This window comes from Gallionella capsiferriformans ES-2 (assembly GCF_000145255.1).
Classification (GTDB): domain Bacteria; phylum Pseudomonadota; class Gammaproteobacteria; order Burkholderiales; family Gallionellaceae; genus Gallionella; species Gallionella capsiferriformans.
On sequence record NC_014394.1, the window covers coordinates 2503522 to 2522560 of the forward strand.

At 52.2% G+C, this 19039-nt stretch carries 17 protein-coding genes; 12 read left to right on the forward strand and 5 right to left on the reverse strand.

What is annotated here, in order from left to right; translation table 11 throughout:
• Positions 1–6: 6 nt before the first annotated feature.
• The 7 genes from GALF_RS15600 (at position 7) to GALF_RS16175 (ending at position 5174) form a co-directional block, all read left to right on the forward strand.
• Positions 7–831: a type II secretion system protein gene (locus GALF_RS15600; protein WP_013294246.1), complete on the forward strand. Its 825-nt coding sequence runs from the start codon at positions 7–9 to the stop codon at positions 829–831.
• A complete protein-coding gene (locus GALF_RS11555; RefSeq protein ID WP_013294247.1) occupies positions 828–1466 on the forward strand; it encodes a response regulator transcription factor in 639 nt (212 codons plus the stop codon). The genes GALF_RS15600 and GALF_RS11555 overlap by 4 nt, the downstream gene beginning before the upstream one ends.
• Complete coding sequence (locus GALF_RS11560) at positions 1463–2557, forward strand: ATP-binding protein (RefSeq protein ID WP_013294248.1); 1095 nt, start codon at positions 1463–1465, stop codon at positions 2555–2557. The genes GALF_RS11555 and GALF_RS11560 overlap by 4 nt, the downstream gene beginning before the upstream one ends.
• A gap of 116 nt (positions 2558–2673) precedes the next feature.
• Positions 2674–3342 (forward strand): type II secretion system protein, encoded by a 669-nt coding sequence (locus tag GALF_RS11565; RefSeq protein WP_013294249.1) that lies wholly within the window; start codon positions 2674–2676, stop codon positions 3340–3342.
• A 144-nt stretch (positions 3343–3486) separates the two neighbouring features.
• Positions 3487–4152 (forward strand): prepilin-type N-terminal cleavage/methylation domain-containing protein, encoded by a 666-nt coding sequence (locus GALF_RS11570; RefSeq protein WP_013294250.1) that lies wholly within the window; start codon positions 3487–3489, stop codon positions 4150–4152.
• A gap of 124 nt (positions 4153–4276) precedes the next feature.
• A complete protein-coding gene (locus tag GALF_RS11575; protein WP_013294251.1) occupies positions 4277–5014 on the forward strand; it encodes a transposase in 738 nt (245 codons plus the stop codon).
• 22 nt (positions 5015–5036) lie between these two features.
• Positions 5037–5174: a hypothetical protein gene (locus tag GALF_RS16175; protein WP_396230362.1), complete on the forward strand. Its 138-nt coding sequence runs from the start codon at positions 5037–5039 to the stop codon at positions 5172–5174.
• A gap of 5 nt (positions 5175–5179) precedes the next feature.
• On the opposite strand, the gene cysS is transcribed toward GALF_RS16175, so the two are convergent.
• From cysS to GALF_RS11590, 3 genes are read right to left on the reverse strand one after another with little or no spacing between them, the layout of a single operon-like run.
• Complete coding sequence (gene cysS, locus GALF_RS11580) at positions 5180–6550, reverse strand: cysteine--tRNA ligase (protein WP_013294252.1); 1371 nt, start codon at positions 6548–6550, stop codon at positions 5180–5182.
• 2 nt (positions 6551–6552) lie between these two features.
• Positions 6553–6897 (reverse strand): DUF4870 family protein, encoded by a 345-nt coding sequence (locus GALF_RS11585; RefSeq protein ID WP_013294253.1) that lies wholly within the window; start codon positions 6895–6897, stop codon positions 6553–6555.
• On the reverse strand, positions 6894–8555 hold the full coding sequence (locus tag GALF_RS11590; RefSeq protein ID WP_013294254.1) for a glutamine--tRNA ligase/YqeY domain fusion protein: 1662 nt from the start codon (positions 8553–8555) through the stop codon (positions 6894–6896). The genes GALF_RS11585 and GALF_RS11590 overlap by 4 nt, the downstream gene beginning before the upstream one ends.
• A 211-nt stretch (positions 8556–8766) precedes the next feature.
• On the opposite strand from GALF_RS11590, the gene GALF_RS11595 reads away from it, so the two are divergent.
• From GALF_RS11595 to GALF_RS11610, 4 genes are all read left to right on the forward strand, one after another.
• Positions 8767–9834, forward strand: coding sequence for a nuclear transport factor 2 family protein (locus GALF_RS11595; protein ID WP_013294255.1), 1068 nt, complete (start codon positions 8767–8769; stop codon positions 9832–9834).
• A complete protein-coding gene (locus tag GALF_RS11600; RefSeq protein WP_013294256.1) occupies positions 9834–10997 on the forward strand; it encodes a L,D-transpeptidase family protein in 1164 nt (387 codons plus the stop codon). Before GALF_RS11595 ends, GALF_RS11600 begins: the two co-directional genes overlap by 1 nt.
• Positions 10998–11086: 89 nt before the next feature.
• Positions 11087–11578: a peptidylprolyl isomerase gene (locus GALF_RS11605; RefSeq protein WP_041938494.1), complete on the forward strand. Its 492-nt coding sequence runs from the start codon at positions 11087–11089 to the stop codon at positions 11576–11578.
• Between the two features lie 10 nt (positions 11579–11588).
• A complete protein-coding gene (locus tag GALF_RS11610) occupies positions 11589–12392 on the forward strand; it encodes a UDP-2,3-diacylglucosamine diphosphatase (protein ID WP_013294258.1) in 804 nt (267 codons plus the stop codon).
• On the opposite strand, the gene GALF_RS11615 is transcribed toward GALF_RS11610, so the two are convergent.
• Both GALF_RS11615 and GALF_RS15115 read right to left on the reverse strand, forming a co-directional pair.
• Complete coding sequence (locus tag GALF_RS11615) at positions 12374–14536, reverse strand: sensor domain-containing diguanylate cyclase (protein ID WP_013294259.1); 2163 nt, start codon at positions 14534–14536, stop codon at positions 12374–12376. The two genes, GALF_RS11610 and GALF_RS11615, sit on opposite strands and share 19 nt — an antisense overlap.
• A gap of 6 nt (positions 14537–14542) precedes the next feature.
• Positions 14543–18016 (reverse strand): EAL domain-containing protein, encoded by a 3474-nt coding sequence (locus GALF_RS15115; RefSeq protein WP_013294260.1) that lies wholly within the window; start codon positions 18014–18016, stop codon positions 14543–14545.
• A gap of 258 nt (positions 18017–18274) precedes the next feature.
• On the opposite strand from GALF_RS15115, the gene GALF_RS11625 reads away from it, so the two are divergent.
• Positions 18275–19039 (forward strand): UDP-2,3-diacylglucosamine diphosphatase, encoded by a 765-nt coding sequence (locus GALF_RS11625; protein WP_013294261.1) that lies wholly within the window; start codon positions 18275–18277, stop codon positions 19037–19039.

Genomic DNA, 19039 nt, shown 5'->3' on the forward strand with positions numbered 1-19039 from the left:
ACTATCATGAAAAAACGCACACAAATCGGTTTTACCCTCGTCGAAATGGCCATTGTGATGTTCGTTATGGCACTGATGCTAGGCGGTGGACTGACGATACTTTCGGCGCAGCAGGATCAACAAAAAACTGAAGAAAATTCAGCCAAGCTCAATGAGGTACGCGAGGCGTTGATTGGCTATGTAATTGCCAATCAACGACTGCCTTGTCCTGCATCATCAACCAGTAATGGTCTGGAAACTTTTTGCACCAATGCTTTAGGAACGGCATGTGGTTTACCCATTGTCCCGCCTGCCGCCATACCCGCTCATGGTCGATGCACCAACCCATACAACGGTTTTCTGCCTGCAGTGACACTTGGCCTTAGTCCGACTGATACACAAGGATATGCTATGGATTCTTGGGGGACTGTTCAAAGTAGGATTCGATACGCAGTTTACGAGGGACGTATAACGGGGGGCACAGCTAATTACAGCACTTTCACTGCAAGCGGAGAAATGGCCATAGCAACTATGTCCAATATCGCCAATTTCTCCTCTAACAATCCACTACTATCGGTCTGCACCAACGCTATCGGAATAACATCCACTACCTGCAATACAGCCATCGCGCTTACAAGCCAGTCACCAGCCGTAATTTTTTCATTGGGTGAAAATGCCATGACAGGTGGCACAAGCGCCAATGAAGCCGCAAATCTGAATGGTGATCCTGTTTTTATCAGCCGCGCACTAACTTCCAGCGCTGAAACTGGCGGTGAATTCGACGACCAAGTGAACTGGCTTTCCCTGTACATACTGTTCAACCGCATGGTTCAAGCCGGGAAACTGCCATGAGCCGTCGGAGCGCACTTCAGTCATCCATTCCCCGCAGTGCGCCGTCGCTGCTGATCGTCGAAGATGATGAAGCGCTGGCCAATTATTTGACCTATGCCATGACCGAGGATGGCTATCAGGTGGTTTGCGCACTCGACCGCTCTCAAGCACTGAAAATTTCTCCGCAACCGCTGCTGGCGCTGGTCGATCTGGGTCTGCCACCTGCAGCAAACCGAATCACTGAGGGACTGTTCCTGATCGACGCCCTACTGACCAACCAGCCGCACTGCAAGATTATCGTCATCACCGGACAAGACGAGGAATCCGCAGCACTGGAAGCGGTGCGCCGGGGGGCATTCGATTTTTTGAGCAAACCCGCATCTATGAACGACATCAAAACCGCTGTCAAACGCGCCAGCCTTTTTCTACACCATGAGGAACATCTGTCCGAGTCGGGCGAGGAGCGTTTACATATCACCGTAAAACTCTCCGACGGGCCAAAAAATACCGGCGATGCGGCAGAGGAGAAAATCGTACGCGGCGTGATGGCCGAGGTAAACGGAAACGTCACGGAAGCAGCCAATCGGCTGGGGCTCGTACGTGAAAATTTATACTATTACCTGAAAAAGTATGGCATCCAGCTGCACAAAGCATGAACCTCTATCCAGCCCTACCTTTGATACTAGTCGCAGCGGGGCTGGCCTTGCTGGTTGCGATTGCCTACCTTGCGCGTCTGGTCAGACGGCATCGCCGCTCGTTGGGTGCGCTGCTGCAACTGGCGCAAACGAATCAGGAACCGCTGCACCTTCCCGCTGAAGCCTGGCCCGCACTGACCGCCGGCGGCATCATGCGGCTCGAATATTCGGGCAACTGGTTCGGGCAACCGGTGCAAGAGTCCCGTGGAATTGAGCACACTAACCGCCATCCGTTCACCTTCAATATCCGCGCGGATAACGATATCAGTCTGGATTTCAGACTTTATGCCAACTCCAATCGCGGCGAGACTAGGCTGTTTGCGGAAAATCTGGCAGGTGTATTTCGCCTGCTGCTGGAAACATCCGTCCACAGCAAAATGGAAGCGTTATCCGCAGCGCTGACCGAACAGGCCAAGCTGTCGCTCTATCTGCAACACGATCTGCGCAATCTGGCTCAGTGGGTCGAGTGGCTCGCCGCCGACCTTGATGCGACCACGGACGACACCTCATTACTGCGCCTTGCCAATCGCCTGAAAAACAGCGCCCCGCAGGCTGCCGCGCGGGCAAAACAGATACTCAAGGCCAGTTGCAAAGTTCATGTAAACACCCCGCAACCGCCACAGGAAATTGCGCTGGGCTATACCATCCGTCAGGCGGCCGAACACGCCGGAATTTCCATCAATATCAAAGGCGATGCGCGCATTTTTCTGCGCCGGGATCTGTTCGAGCGCACGCTGGACAATCTGTTCGCCAATGTAGCGCCCCTGCTCCGCCAGCATGAGGACCTGAGCGTCCATGTTGAAATTACGCACCCAACGGGTCAGATTTTGGCCAGAATCGACATGCCGCATCTGGAAGAAATCGCAAGCCTACCCGCCGAAAACCTGTTCGAGCCTTTCGCCAGCGGACGCCCCGGGGGGCTTGGCTTGGGACTTTATCAGGCGCATCAGAGCATGGCTGAGGCGGGGGGAGAGTTGGTCGCAGAACTGCGCGAAAAACATATCAGTTTTTTGCTGACGCTGCCCGATACGAAGTCTGGATTGCAAAATTAATCCGCCACAATCGACATAACTGTAAACTTTTTATACTCCCCAACATTCGCCAAAATCCCTACATTGCTGACTGCAAGACCCACCGTAATTCATTCATACTTTTTAAGGAGAATATTATGTGTCAGCAATATAAAAACCGTCAGCACGGCTTCACGCTGGTCGAACTCGCTATCGTACTGGTCATCATCGGTCTAATCTTAGCCGCCGTCCTCAAGGGGCAGGAAATGATACAAAATGCCAAGGTTAAGAATGTAATCAATGATTTAAAGGGTGTCAGTGTCGCCTATTATGCGTACCAAGATCGCTATAAGGCAATACCCGGCGACGATGCAACTGCAGCAACCCATGCTGGAACTGGTGCTATAGCTGGCAATGGGGACGGCCTAATTACAGGTGCTTTTAACGATGCGGCTTCGCCGCCAGCCACTGAAAGCCAGTATTTCTGGCAGCATACCCGTATGTCTGGCTTTCTCACTGGCAATGCCACAGCCACAGTGGCACTTCCCTCTAACAACTCTGTAGGAGGAATACTCGGCGTACAAAGTGGCACAACAGCAGCAGCAATTTATGCCACAACAGGCCCCGTAGTCTGTGCCAGCAATGTACCTTGGAAAATTGCTCTGGCAGTTGACATAACACTAGACGACGGCAATAGCGACACAGGCAGCATCAGAGCAGGCGTCGCAGGAACAACTGCCACAGCCGCTGCAGTTTCTGGCGCATATGGTCCGACGGTTGCAATTCCGGCTACAGAAGGATTACATACGCTTTGCATGAAAATCTAACCTCGATCACTTAAACAAAGCCCGCTTCGGCGGGCTTTTTATTTTCAAAGTGTAAAATTTTTATACTTCCAGGAATGCATTTCACGGCCTAAATTTATCCCAGCTATACCCACACGTTCATTCATACTTTTCAAGGAGAATATCATGTCGACATACCGCAAAAATCATCAATCCGGCTTTACGCTGGTTGAACTCGCCATCGTTCTGGTCATCATCGGCCTGCTGCTCGGTGGTGTGCTAAAGGGCCAGGAAATGATCGAAAACGGCAAGATCAAGAACCTGGAAAATGACATGCAGGGCGTGACCGCAGCCTACTATGCATACCGGGATCGCTACAATGCACTGCCGGGTGACGATCTCAGGGCAGGAACGGTAGGCGCGGTGGTAGGGCGCTGGGCCACTGGCACTTCCGGCAATGGCAATGGCACCATAGGTCTCGCTAGCAATTGGATAAGCTGCGTTGCTGCCACCGCAGATGAAAACTGCCTTTTCATGCAACACCTGCGTTTGGCTGGCCTACTCACAGGTCAACTTAACAATGCAGATCCAATCAATGCCTACGGCGGGGCAATTCGTGTCACCCACAATACCGCTGCTGGTCTTACCGGTTTGCTGGTCGGCCCAAACCTGTGTTTTGGCAACCTGCCCGCCAAGGCGGCGGAAGCGGTTGATGCTCGTTTCGACGATGGCAATCCTGACAGAGGCAATGTGCGCGCCTCACTCGGTGGCAACAACGTTGATCCTGCTGGTGGTGCTGCCCCAGTCAGTTACGTTGACCCGAACACTTACACCGTTTGCAAACTACTGTAATTATTGTCTGTTTTGAGCATCAATAAAGCCCGCGTAAGTGGGCCCTATTAGAACAAATTAGGAACAAATTAGGGTCAGACTCGAATTAACGCCAAAACCGTAAAAATACTTTAAAGGCAACCAGATGACTCGCCTTCCTCGCCTGTTTCTACCAGATCAACCCCTGCATGTTATTCAGCGCGGTAATAACCGTGAGACGATCTTCATGACGAATGCTGATCATCGCTTTTACCTGCGCTGCCTGAAGGAGGCGAGCGATGAAGAGAGCATAGCTATTCACGCTTACGCGCTGATGCGCAATCATGTACATTTACTGGTGACACCTGAAACGGAATCAAGTCTGCCCAAGACGATGCAATCCATTGGTAGACGTTATGTGCAGTATTTCAATCATATTTACGGACGCACCGGCACACTATGGGAAGGCCGTTACAAAAGCACGCTGATTGACAGCGAGCGTTATCTGCTCACTTGCATGCGCTATATCGAACTCAATCCTGTTCGCGCAAAAATAGTCGAGCAGCTTGATGACTACCCATGGTCAAGCTACCGCGCCAATGCTCATGGTATGACGGATGAGTTGATCACGCCACACTCGTTATACATAAGCCTTGGAAGCACCGATAAGGAACGACAGAAAGCATACCGCGAACTATTCAGTGCAGAAATATCCAGAGAAGATATGGATAATATCCGGGAGGCAACGAATAAGGCTTGGGCTTTGGGAGGAAGCAGCTTCTGCGCTAAAGTGGAAACGCTGACAGAAAGGCAGGCAATGCCGCATCCACGCGGCAGGAAAAAATCGAAAGCAATGAACCAAATCGAGTCTGACCCTAATTTTTATGACCCTAATTTTTACTAATTTTTACTACTAATTTTTACTAATTTTTAAAGATTCCGGCTTAGGACGCGGAAGCCTGTACAAGGCACTCTCACCGGGGGGAAAACCGCGCCACGAGACGGTAATGAAAGTTGTGCGAGCGCTCGGCGTTAACTTACACGCAGAGATTCGACACTCCTAATACCGCTACACCCGCCGCCAGTTAGTGCCGGCAGCACTGTCTTCCAGCACAATACCATCGGCCAATAACGCCTTGCGGATCCGGTCGGCCTCCGCGTAGTTCTTAGCAAGTTTAGCGGCGTTGCGCGCGGCGATTTGCCCGACAATCTGCGCATCGTCAGAACCTGCACCCTGCAGAAATTCGGTCGGATCGCGTTCGAGCAGACCCAGCACCGCACCCAGCGCCTTGAGTTGCGCGGCAGCATCTTCCGACTGGCTGCGGTTCACGTCATTGGCCAGATCGAACAAAACGGCGATCGCTTCGGCCGTATTGAAATCGTCGTCCATCGCAGCCTTAAAGCGCACGGCATAGGCTTCAGTCCAATCCACTGCCCGCACGCCGCTCGCCGATCCCGACTTGAGCGCCGTGTACAGACGATCCAGCGCCTTCTTAGCGTCGTCCAGATGGGCATCGGAATAATTGAGCGGACTGCGGTAATGCGCGCGCAGAATGAAGAAGCGCACCACTTCCGGATCGTATTGCTTCAACACCTCGCGGATGGTGAAAAAATTACCCAGCGACTTGGACATCTTCTCGTTGTCCACACGCACGAAGCCGTTGTGCATCCAGTAGTTGACGTAACTGCACTGGTGCGCGCCTTCGGACTGCGCAATTTCGTTTTCGTGGTGCGGAAACTGCAAATCCGCGCCGCCGCCGTGGATGTCGAAATGTTCACCCAGCAATTTCGAGCCCATCGCCGAACATTCGATATGCCAGCCCGGACGCCCGCGACCCCATTTAGAATCCCACTTGACCTCCTCGGCCTCATCGTCCCTTGCATGCTTCCACAGCACGAAGTCGAGCGGATCATTCTTGGCATCGGTCACTTCGACACGCTCACCGGCGCGCAAGTCTTCCAGCGACTTGCCGGACAGTTTTCCGTAGCCCTCGAATTTACGCACCGCGTAGTTCACATCGCCGTCGGCCGCCTGATAGGCTAAGCCATTAGCTTCCAGCTTGGCGATCATTTCCAGCATTTCCGGCACATATTGCGTCGCACGCGGCTCGTGATCGGGACGCGTAACCCCGAGTGCATCGGCATCCACGTGCATCGCATCGATAAAGCGTTGCGTCAGCGAATGAATAGATTCATTATTTTCAGCTGCACGGCGGATAATCTTGTCATCGATGTCGGTAATATTGCGCACATAGGTCACGTCATAACCGGACGCCTTGAACCAGCGATACACCATGTCGAACACCACCATCACGCGGGCGTGCCCCAGATGGCAATAGTCGTACACCGTCATGCCGCACACATACATGCGCACCACATTCGGTTCGATGGGGACAAATTCCTGCTTATCGCGGGCTAAGGTGTTGTATATTTTTAACATAATCAAAAAGTCATCGGTTTATTGTCATTGAGGTTGAGCCAGCCTTTAACAATGCGGTAAATGATCCAGCAAAAATTGGCGAACAGAATGGCAAAACCCGCCAGTATCACAATCGTTGCGGTACCGATCACGGCCCACAGCAGACCGAACCAGAATGTGCGCATCTGCCAGCGAAAATGGCTCTCCAGCCAGGTACCGGAAACATCCTCAATTTTTACGTAATTGATAATGATACCGATAATGGCAGTGATACCCGTGAAATACGACAGCGCATACAGTATGTACACCGCCTGAGTCAGGCTCTTCAGTGATTTCATCTGAAGTTCGCCCGGCACGATATCGCTCATGGTTTCGTCCAGGAATCTTTCAGCGTCACCGTGCGGTTGAACACCAGTTTGCCGCCCGGCTGATGGTCCCGTCGATCGGTACAGAAGTAGCCCAGACGTTCGAACTGATAGCGGGTTTCGGGTGCCGCATCCTGCACGACCGCCTCGACATAGCCTTGCACCACGGTCAATGACTCGGGATTCAGATAGGTGAAAAAATCCACATCCTTGTCCGCATCGGGTTCTGCCACGGTAAACAGACGGTCATACAAACGGATTTCGGCGGGCAACGCGTGTGCAACTGACAGAAAATGGATCACGCCTTTGACCTTGCGCCCTTCAGGATTTTTGCCCAGCGTCGCATGGTCGATGCTGCAACGCAGTTCGATGACATTTCCTGCCGCGTCCTTGATCGCCTCATCGCAACGCATCACATAGCTGTGGCGCAGACGGATCTCGCCGCCCAGCGTCAGACGTTTCCAGCCATCCGGCGGCACCTCGGCAAAATCATCGGCTTCGATGACAAGTTCGGGGCCGAAGGCAACCTGACGACTCCCAAATTCGGGATGCTGCGGATGAAAGTCCGCCTCGCGCGTTAACGCCCCCTCATAATTGGTGATGGTCACTTTGAGCGGATTGATCACCGCCACCACCCGAGGTGCAATCGCTTCCAGGTCTTCGCGGATCGCACCTTCCATCACCGCCATATCGACATTGTTGCCACTTTTCGATACACCGATGCGTTTGGCAAATTCGCGAATTCCTTCAGGCGTGTAACCACGGCGGCGCATCCCGCTGATCGTTGGCATGCGCGGATCATCCCAGCCGTTCACCCGCTTCGAGGTCACCAGTTGCAACAGCTTGCGCTTGCTGGTGATCGTGTATTGCAATTCCAGACGTGAAAATTCGTACTGGCGCGGATGGCATGCAATCGAAAGGTTATCCAGCACCCAGTCGTACAGCGGTCTGTGATCCTCGAATTCCAGCGTGCAGATCGAATGCGTGATGCCCTCCAAAGCGTCGGAGATGCAGTGCGTGTAATCGTACATCGGGTAGATGCACCATTGGTCGCCGGTGCGAATATGGTGCGCGCGGCGGATACGGTAGATGGCAGGGTCGCGCATATTGATGTTGCTTGACGCCATATCGATTTTGGCGCGCAGCACTTTTTCGCCATCGGCAAATTCGCCTGCCTTCATCCGCGCAAACAAGGTCAAATTTTCAGCGACCGTGCGGTCACGATACGGGCTATTGCGCCCGGCCTCTTTGAGCGTGCCGCGATATTCGCGCATTTCTTCAGGGGTCAAATCGTCGACATAGGCCAGTCCCTTATTGATCAACTCAACGGCAAAGTTATACAGATCATCAAAATAGTCCGACGCCCAGTGCACCGCCCCATCCCACTCAAAGCCTAGCCAGCGCACGTCTTCTTGTATCGACAGCGCGTATTCTTCGCTCTCTTTCTCGGGATTGGTATCATCGAAACGCAGATTGCACTTGCCCTGATAATCCCGTGCGAGACCGAAATTCAGACAGATGGATTTGGCGTGACCAACATGCAGATAGCCGTTAGGCTCAGGCGGAAAACGCGTAACGATGCTGCTGTGACGACCTGAGGCTAGATCGCCGTCGATAATGGTGCGAATGAAATTGGAGGCTGCGACAGGCGTACTGCTCATACTGGACTCTCTTGTATCTTGATTGAATTATCTGAAAGTTACGCGAATTTTCTAATTTTCTGCGCCAATTTTACCCGAAAAAACACAATTCACTCTATCAGTTGCACTGCAATATGCATTAACCTTGTGAAAACACATCAGATATTTGGTAGAATCCAAGGCTAGTCATGCCAGCGCATGTCATCGCGCACCCACAGGATCTGAATTACCAATGAATATATTGAACCGTTTCCCTCTATCCGCCGCGCTGTTGACCGTCATGCTGAGTGTCAGTTTCGCCCTGCACGCAGATGAGCTACAGGATGCCAACCAGTTATTCAAACAAGGTCAGCAAACCCCGGCACTGAACAAAGTCAACAATTATCTGGCCAACAAACCGCGTGATGCTCAAGGCCGCTTCCTCAAGGGTCTGATACTGACCGAGCAAGGTAAGATTGCCGACGCGATCAAAATCTTCACAGAGCTGACGCAGGACTACCCTGAACTTCCTGAGCCGTACAACAATCTGGCCGTGCTGTATGCGAGCCAAAGCCAGTACGACAAAGCCAAGTCGTCGCTGGAAATGGCGATACGTACTCACCCGAGCTATGCGACCGCACATGAAAATCTAGGCGACATCTATGCCAAAATGGCAAGTCAGGCCTACGATCGCGCACTGCAACTCGATAGCGGCAACACCACAACCCAAACCAAGCTTGCGATGATTAAGGACTTGTTTTCGGACAAGCCTCGCAGCAAAGCGATGGTATTGCGCAATCCTGCCAGCCCGATGCCAGGCCGCCCCTTTGTGGATGCAACACCGACGGCCAAACCCGTTACAGCTTTACCCGTTGCAGCACCTGTCGCAAAGCCTGCCCCCGCACCGACGCCTGCCGCAACACCCGTAACACTGGCTAAGGTGTCAGGAAAAACGACCGCAGAAGCACCTGTCGTGTCAGAAAAGGCTCGCGCAGTTCAGCAAGCGGTCGAAAGCTGGGCCGATGCCTGGTCCGACCAGAACGTAAAAAAATATCTGGCGCACTATGCCCCTGACTTTGACACGCCGGATGGCGAAAGCCGTAAAGCCTGGGCCGAGACGCGCAAAGAGCGCATCACCCGCCCCAAACACATTGAGGTCAAAGTAACCAATATCGCGGTTGATTTCACCGACAGCACTCATGCGACCGTCAAATTTCGCCAGAACTATCGCGCCAGCAATTTCAAGGCAAACGGTGGAAAAACCATGCTGATGGTTAAATCGGGCAACAACTGGCTGATTCAGGAAGAGCGTACCCGCTGATGCGCCTGACGACCCTCCTGTTATGCAGCCTGATGGCGAGCACTGCGCACGCGGCGAGTGACTCGCGCGCCACCGAAGTCAAACTCGCAAAAAGCTTAATCGCGATCAAGAATAACCGGCTCGACATCGCAATGAACGAGGTGGACAGCCTGCTGCGCGTCAATCCCAACTACAAACTGGCGCAACTGGTCAAAGGCGATTTGCTGATGGCAAAAGCGGGCGCGATCACCAGCATGGGTGGCGGCGCGCCCCGCGCTTCAGGCGATAAAATTCAGGATCTGCGCGACGAAGCCCGCGTACGCATCCAACGCACACAGGCGCAGCCACAAACGCTGCACGCCCCTCAGTACCTGTGGCAACTCAATGCGCAACAAAAATTCGCACTGGTGGTCGACACCAGCCGCTCGACACTGTATGTCTACGAAAACGTCAAAGGTGAGCCGCGTTATGTAACCGACTTTTACGTAACCATAGGCAAACTCGGCACTGAAAAAGTTTCTACGGGCGATCAGCGCACCCCGCTGGGGGTTTACTTTATTCAGGCTAATCTGCCGAAAAACCAGCTTGCCGACATGTACGGCAGCGGCGCCTTTCCGCTTAGCTACCCGAACGAATGGGATAAAAGAAATAACCGCACCGGCAGCGGCATCTGGCTGCACGGCACCTCCAGCGATACCTACAGCCGCCCGCCTCGCGCAAGCAACGGCTGCGTTGTGCTTAACAACGATGACCTGAACAAGCTCGCTCCCTATTTGCAGGTGGGCATCACCCCGGTCATCATCACTAACAAAATGGCCTGGAGCACGACTCAGGACACCACCGAAAAGTCCGCTCTGCTGCACGAAATCGAACAGTGGCGTCAGGACTGGGCTAGCATGAACACCAGCGCCTACCTGAAACACTATGCGCGAAATTTCAACAGTGACGGTGTCAGCTACGATGCGTGGGCAAAACAAAAACAATCCGTCAATAACGGAAAATCCTGGATCAAGGTCAATTTAGGCGAAGTGAGCCTGCTCACCTACCCGCAACAACCCGGCATGGTGGTGGTCAATTTCGAACAGGACTACAGCAGCAGCAATCTGTCGAACCGCATGAAAAAACGCCAGTACTGGATCAAACAAAACAATCGCTGGCAAATCATCTATGAAGGTTCTGCATGACACTGAACAAACTATTCACCGCGCTGCTCGCACTGCTCCTGTGCGGGATGATGCACTCCTCGTATTCTTTAACTCAAGGCAAACAAAAAATGGTCAAGCTACATACAAATCACGGCGTTATCACTTTGCAACTGGATGCTGAAAAAGCACCAGCGACCGTCCAGAACTTTCTCGACTACGTTAATGCAGGCTTTTACGAAAACACCATTTTCCATCGCGTGATTGCAAGCTTTATGATACAGGGCGGCGGTTTCGAACCCGGCCTGCACCAGAAAAAGGTTAATGCACCGATCAAAAATGAGGCTGCCAACGGCCTGAAAAACGACAAGTACACCATCGCTATGGCACGCACGGGTGAACCGCACTCAGCTACTGCACAGTTCTTCATCAACACGGGCGACGACAACAGTTTCTTGAACTATCCGGGACAGGACGGCTGGGGCTATTGCGTATTCGGCAAAGTCATCGAAGGCATGGATGTCGTAGATGCGATCCGCAAAGTTAAAACTGGCAGCAAGAGCGGCCATCAGGATGTGCCTAAGGAAGATGTCATCATCACTAAAGCGGAAGTCGTACAATAAGGATTGAGGAATGAGGAATAAGGATCGAGTGAAAAGCGGCGCAGTGATTTTCCCCCAATCCTCAATCCAACATCCTCACTCCTTACTCATCTCCGACCTGCATTTAAGCCCCGACCATACCCACAGTACGGCAGCGTTTTTTCATTTCATTGAAAATGAAGCGAGGCATGCCGAGGCGCTCTATATCTTAGGCGACCTGTTCGAATACTGGGCAGGGGATGACGATCTACACGACCCGTTCCACCAACGCGTCATCAACGCCTTAAGCAGCCTGAACGATACGCGCATCTACCTGATGCACGGCAATCGTGACTTACTGATGGGCGACACACTGGCGGCGGCCTGTTGCGCCACCCTGCTCGCCGATCCGTTCCTGATCGATCTGTACGGAACCCCCACCCTGCTCAGCCATGGCGATCTGCTGTGTACGGACGATGTGGAATACCAGCATTTCAGGACTCAGGTTCACTCAAGCGAGTTTCAAAATGCGTTTCTGGCCAAGCCCCTCGCAGCACGCAAAGCCTATATCGAAGCGTTGCGCCTGCATAGTGCGGCTGAAAAACAAATAAAATCAAGCGCCATCATGGACGTGAACGATATGGCCGTGACCTGCCTGCTGCGCGAGCACGGCTATCCTCGCCTGATCCACGGCCACACCCACCGCCCCGGCCGGCACCTGCACCCTGTGGATGAACACCTTTGCGAGCGCCTCGTGCTGGGCGACTGGGATCGTTGCGCGAACGCACTGCGCTGCGATGAACAAGGCTGTCGGATGCTTGAATTTAAGTCCGCAGGTCAAACAGGCGCTTCATAGAAGCGGATTTGGTTACGCCCGCCATCTTTAGCCTGATACATCGCCGCATCCGCCCATTTCAGCACCTCATCCTGACTTCCTTGATGATCGACGAACAATACCACGCCGATACTCACGGTACAGTGATGCCTGACCAGCGTGTCGACACGCTCCTCGCGACTTATCGTCAGAGAATAGGATTGAGACAGGACAGAGCGAATTTTTTCCGCGACATTCAACGCCTCGGCGGCTGCACCTGCCTGCCCCCTATCCAGCTCGCTTAACATCACCACGAACTCGTCGCCGCCAAACCGTGCAACCGTATCCATCTCGCGTACGCAATTCTTCAGCCGGCTCGCAGCTTCGACCAGTAACAGATCCCCCACCGCATGACCATAGGTATCATTGAGCGGCTTAAAATTATCCAGATCGAGGAACATCAGCGCCGCATGACATCCACTGCGGCGAGAAGAGGCGATCACCTGATTCATCCGGTCATTCAACAAGCGACGGTTGGGTAACTGCGTGAGGGTATCGTAGTAGGCCAGTTGACGAATCTGCGCTTCGAACTGGGTGCGTTCGGTAATATCTTCGACAATCCCCCACACACACATTTTCCCATCGCTGTCTGTTAGTCTGAACCCCCTGATTTCAATAGGATAGCGACTGCCGTCCTTGCGCATATATTCCCTGATGGTCGGCCCGAAATATCCGGTGCGGTTTAAGCTGTCTATCTGTTCGCGTTCCTGAGATTCGTATTCTACCGGCGTCACATCCCGACAGTTCAATGCGAGCAACTCAGCCTTGGTATAACCTATCGACTCCAACACTGAATGATTGACCTCCAGAAATTTTCCGGTCTCGTAATCCACCATCGCCAAACCGATAGGCGACAACTCGAAAAGCTGACGGAACTTTGTTTCCGAGCGACGCAAATCGTCTTCAACGCGCCGGCGCTCGGCCAGTTCAAGCGATAACTGAGCGGTACGATGCGCAACCGTATTTTCCAGATCCTGCTTGGTGTTGCGGACTACGTCGAGCATGTTCCTAAATTCGGCAGACAATTCGGCAATTTCACCCGTGCCGGTCTGCGGCACATCGATATCGTAGTTGCCGGCCTTGATCTGCTCAATGGACAATCCCATTTTGTATAGCGGTTTCAATACCAGTCGATGCAGCATGATGCCAGTGGCTAGCAACCCCAGCAGGAATAACACGGCAAAGACAGGAATAAAATAGAACTGCTCCAACAAGCCCAATGTTCCGCCGTCGATCAAAGTCAAATCGAACCAGCCGATGGCCGGCAGATAGGCCACACCCAGCAGTCGTTTCCTACCTTCATAGTTAACCCACAACGTTTCGATTTTATCGGGTGCAGATTCCAGACGATGCATCACCGCACGCAATCGCGCCAGATCAGAAGGATCTCTTAACAGTACATCCACCTTGCGGCGCTGATCGACCGCTTTAGTCAGACTCGCATAGTCAATCAGCGTTTGGTCCGCATGTAACTGAACCGCCATATCCCGGTCGATAAACAGGTTGTCGATACCCACTTGTGTATCATCGACCGTACCCTTTAAAAATTCGCCAATATCGATGCCCGTGCCGATGACTGCCACGACCCGGTTACCTTGCTTAACCGCCACATTGATCCAGACTTTGACGTTACCCAGATGAGCGTCCGGATCAACGTTAACCTGATACTCACGATCGCTTTCGACCGTCGCATAAAACCATGCATCATCGGGATTTTTTCGTGACAACGTGTAGCGCAACTGTTGCGCGCCAAACTGCTTGGCATCATCATCATTAAAATAGTAATGTCCCGATTTGATAATCGCGGCGAAATAGCTGTGGTCCTGAAACCTCATCCGGTACTGTTCGAGCACCGCAATTCCGGCCTCCTGTGCCTTAACACTACCCTCATGCAGCGCCATTTCAAGCATAGCGGGCTCGGCGGCTAACTGCCTTGCCAGCCCAATTTCACGCAACAACGGTTGCAAGGTACGGTGCTTGTCGAACAAGACCTGCTTCTCGGTCACGCGAGCGCCCCAGCGCTCGTTGAGTTGAGTCACCAGATAACTGGAATACAGCGCAATCGTTACCATAAAGGCAGCGAAAATCACGCTCATCAGAATAAAAATCCGGGTTTTAAGTTTCATATTATCTCACCGCTCTGTTGGCATCCCGGCCGCGTGTTTTGTCGCAAGCAAAATCTCGAACTGCTCAAGCGGAATGGGCTTACTAAATAAATATCCCTGAAACGTATGACAGCCATGGCTATCCAAAAAAGCGCGCTGCTCTCGCGTCTCCACACCCTCAGCAATCACATTCAGACCTAACGCATCGCTCATCGCGATGATGGTTTGTACAATCGCCGCATCATTGTTGTCATCCATAATATCGCGCACAAATGACTGATCAATTTTTAACTGATCCAGCGGCAAACGTTTTATATATTGCAATGAAGAATAGCCGGTACCGAAATCATCTATCGAAAAATGGATGCCCATCAACTTGAGCTCATTCATCTTGGCGATAATTTCGTCAATATTTTCCAGCAACAGACTTTCCGTCAATTCGAGTTTAAGCAGTGAGGGGTTCGCGCCACTGCTCTGCAACGTTTTCTTCACCAACTCGACAAATTCTGCCTGCCTGAACTGTTTTGAGCTGACATTGACAGCCAGGGTCAGTTCACGGGTCAGCGCATTATCCTGCCACACTTTCAGCTGATGACAGGCGGTCTTCAATACCCATTCACCTACCGGTAAAATCAAGCCGCTCTCTTCAGCGAGCGGAATAAATTGCGCGGGCGACACCATGCCTCGTTGCGGATGCATCCAGCGTATCAAGACCTCTGCACCCAGCGCTGCACCTAGACTGTTGACCTGAATCTGATAGTGCAACTGAAATTCGCTGTTGATGAGTGCGACACGCAAATCCGCCTCCAGAGAAGCACGCGCACTGATCGCATCCTGCATTTTCGAATCGAAAAAACGCAGCCCGTTGCGACCGGCTTGTTTAGCCTGATACATCGCGATATCAACCTGCTTCATCAACTCGTCCGCCGACTGCTGAGTCCCGCTAAACAGCGTTGCACCGATGCTGGGTGTGCTGTGGCATTCATGCTTCTCAAGTCGATAAGGCAGATTGAGCGAATTGAGGATTTTTTCTGCGATCGTGGTTGTGTGCGTCACCGAGTCGACCGTCTGCGCCCCAATTTCTTCGAGCATCACAATAAACTCATCTCCGCCCAACCGCGCTACCGTGTCGCCGTTACGCACGCAAGCTGTCAAACGCTCAGCCACCTGACGTAATAACAAATCACCGATATCATGCCCCATCGTCTCGTTGAGCGTTTTGAAGTTATCAAGATCAATCAGCAGCAGCGCACCCATGCGATTGCTGCGCACACTGGACGCCAATGCCTGTAACAAGCGATCCAACAGCAAACGGCGATTCGGCAAGCCGGTCAGTGCATCATAAAAAGCCAGCAGCTGTATTTCATTCGTCGCAGCCTTGCTATCAGAAATATCATTGAAAGTCGCGACATAATTATTAACGACACCAGATTCGTCTTTTACAGCGGTAATGGCAAGATATTCAGGATATATTTCACCGTTTTTACGCCGGTTCCAGATCTCCCCCGCCCATTTTCCTGTCTCATTTATGCTCTGCCACATCAACGCATAAAATACCGCATCATGTTGCCCGGAAGAAAGCAGACGGGGCGTCTGGCCTATCACCTCGGAGGCACTGTAGCCGGTCAGCTGCGTAAAAGCATTGTTGACCCTCTGGATCACGCCTTCGGCATCGGTTACGAACATGCCCTCCTGCGCGTCAAAGGCCGTTGCTGAAACACGCAGATCGGCTGCCGCCCGCAACGAGTCGCGCAAATAAATGACCACCACAGAAACGGCGATAATCAACATGCTGCCGGTGGCGGCAAGCAGCAAAAACAGCCAGTTCTTTTCGTTCGCCAAGCGCACCAGAATACCGACCGAACGCGGGACATGCACGGTAATCTCATCGTCAGGGAGTGCTTTTGAAACCAGTACCTGCGGTTTATTACCCACCAGCACTGCGGCGGCAAACTGCGGCTTTCCCCAGGATTTCATCTGCAATGGCTCAATGACCGCACGCCGGTACTGCAACAATTTCTGCTCTACCGACATGGTCAGTACAGCGGCCTCTGGCATCGCTTGAAACAAATAGGCCTGATCGTATGACAGCACGATGACACCATTGGTATCGCTGATCAATGCGTGCGATTGCTTAATCAAACTGGCAAATTTTGTGATATCGCGTTTGACCACCACAGCACCGAGAAAGCGTCCGTTTTCAAAAATAGGCGATGCGTAATAGAGTCCCGGCACATTACTCGTCCGACCCACCGCGTACTGACGTCCCGATTTGCCCGCTTTCACCTCAGGAAAATAAGCGCGATCTGCAAAATTCGTTCCCACAGGACTCGCAGGCTCCCCCGCATTCGCTGCGGCGATGCAATCCCCCCGTGCATTGAGCACAAAAATATTGTCAGCCCCTAAATTCAGCGCGGAGATTTGCAACGAACGGTTTAACTCGCCAAATACGTTCATCCCGCGTTTTATTTGCAAATTGCTGTGCAACGCCTCGCGCAACTCAACATCACGCGTAAAAACACGCGAAATCCCCTTGAGAAGCTCGATATTTTCGTTGATACTGAATGCGATATTTTCCGCTTGCTGTGTGGCTATCTGCACTTCCTGCTGATACAGATTATTGGCGCGCCTGCTGTAATAATAATCGGCCCCCAGCCAAGCCATACACGTCCAAATCACAATAAACAGCGCGATTGTTTTGTACGCACGTCCGAGCGATAGCAGGTTAGATTTTCTGACGAAGGTAGCCACGATGGTCACGATGATAATCAGGCCGCTCGCCGCGAGCACAATCCCGGTCAAAAAATTCGGACTCATTCCCGCGCTGCTGCCCGCAGGCGTCTCGACACGAATGAAATAAGCCGCCGCCATGGCCGTGTAGTGCATACCGGAGACAGCCAACCCCATGATCAGCGCACTAAAAAAAGCACTCCATCGGCTCCAGACGGACCGCCTCGCATTCAAGCGGAAGTTGATCCAGAGTGCAAGGATCGCCAGCACGACTGCCACCAAAATAGAGATCAGGAACAATCTGACGTCATACCGTATCATGCCATCGATTCGCATGGCGGCCATGCCCGCATAATGCATGGCACCGATACCCGAACCCAGCAGCACGCCGCCAGCCACCAGTTTTAAATTCGATATGTCATGACGGCTGATCAAACTCAGCGCGAGCATACTCGCCAGAATACCGGGAACCATCGATAACAAAGTCAATCTGGCATCGTAGCTACTCGAACAGGGCAGATTAAAGGCGAGCATGCCGATAAAATGCATTGCCCAAATCCCAACCCCCAGACACAGACTCCCGCCTGCCAGCCACAGCCGCCTGGTCAGGGGCCGCTTGCATTGCACGATGTTATTGGACACCAGCAGGGCTGCGTAGGAAGAAAAAATTGCCACCGCAACCGACAAAGTCACCAGCAGAAAATCATAGTTCCCCGCGTAAAGCACGCTATTTTCGGGCGAAGAAAATAAAAGGCTGAACCGTTCCAGCATAAAAAAGTCCATTGTAAATTTACGACACGGGGTAAAACCCGATATTTTATTTAGATCTTATCTGAAACTGAGGACTCAAATACACCATTTTTTATTAATATTCAATTTCATCGGATACTTTCACCGCCTGATCGTCTTGATAAGACTTTCCTCGCAATTTTTTTACTGAAACTCGCACTGCATCCACTTTAATTCTGATTCATATTTCTGCAATATGGCCGTCATATTGAGGAAATATTCCCGTGCCATGCTGCGGACATGACTCAAGTTCGCTCAATTTTCCTCTCTGACATCCATCTCGGCACGAAAGCGTGTCAGGCAGCTCAACTACTCGAATTTTTGAAGGCCTATAGCGCAGACAATCTGTTTTTGCTCGGCGACATCGTGGATATGTGGGCAATGAGCCGTGGTGGCGTGCATTGGACCCCGGAGCAAAACACCTTCGTGCAAAAAATATTGCGGCGGGCACGTCACGGCGAAAAGGTATTTTTCATTCCCGGCAATCACGATGAGGCGATGCGAGAATATGTCGGCACCTCCTTTGGTGATGTGATGGTGGTAGCTGAACACATACACACCACAGCAGATGGTCGACGCTTACTGCTGATCCACGGCGACGCATTCGATCAGGTCACGCTACATCACAAGTGGGTCGCTGTACTGGGTGATATCGCCTACAACCTGCTGGTCGGCATGAATATTTATCTGTCCTGGTTAAGACGCACCTTAAAACGCCCGGGCTACTGGTCTTTAGCGGGATACGCCAAACGGAAAATAAAAACCGCATTGACGTTCATTTGCAACTTTGAAGATTCTGTCATCCACCATGCGCGCGAACGCGGTCTGGATGGCGCCATTTGCGGGCACATCCACTGGGCCATGATCAAGGATATCAACGGTCTGACCTACATGAACTGTGGCGACTGGGTGGATAGCTGTACCGCCATCGTCGAACATCTGGATGGACGCATGGAACTGATACGCTGGAATGATCATGCCGCAGCTCAAATTACATCCCTTTAA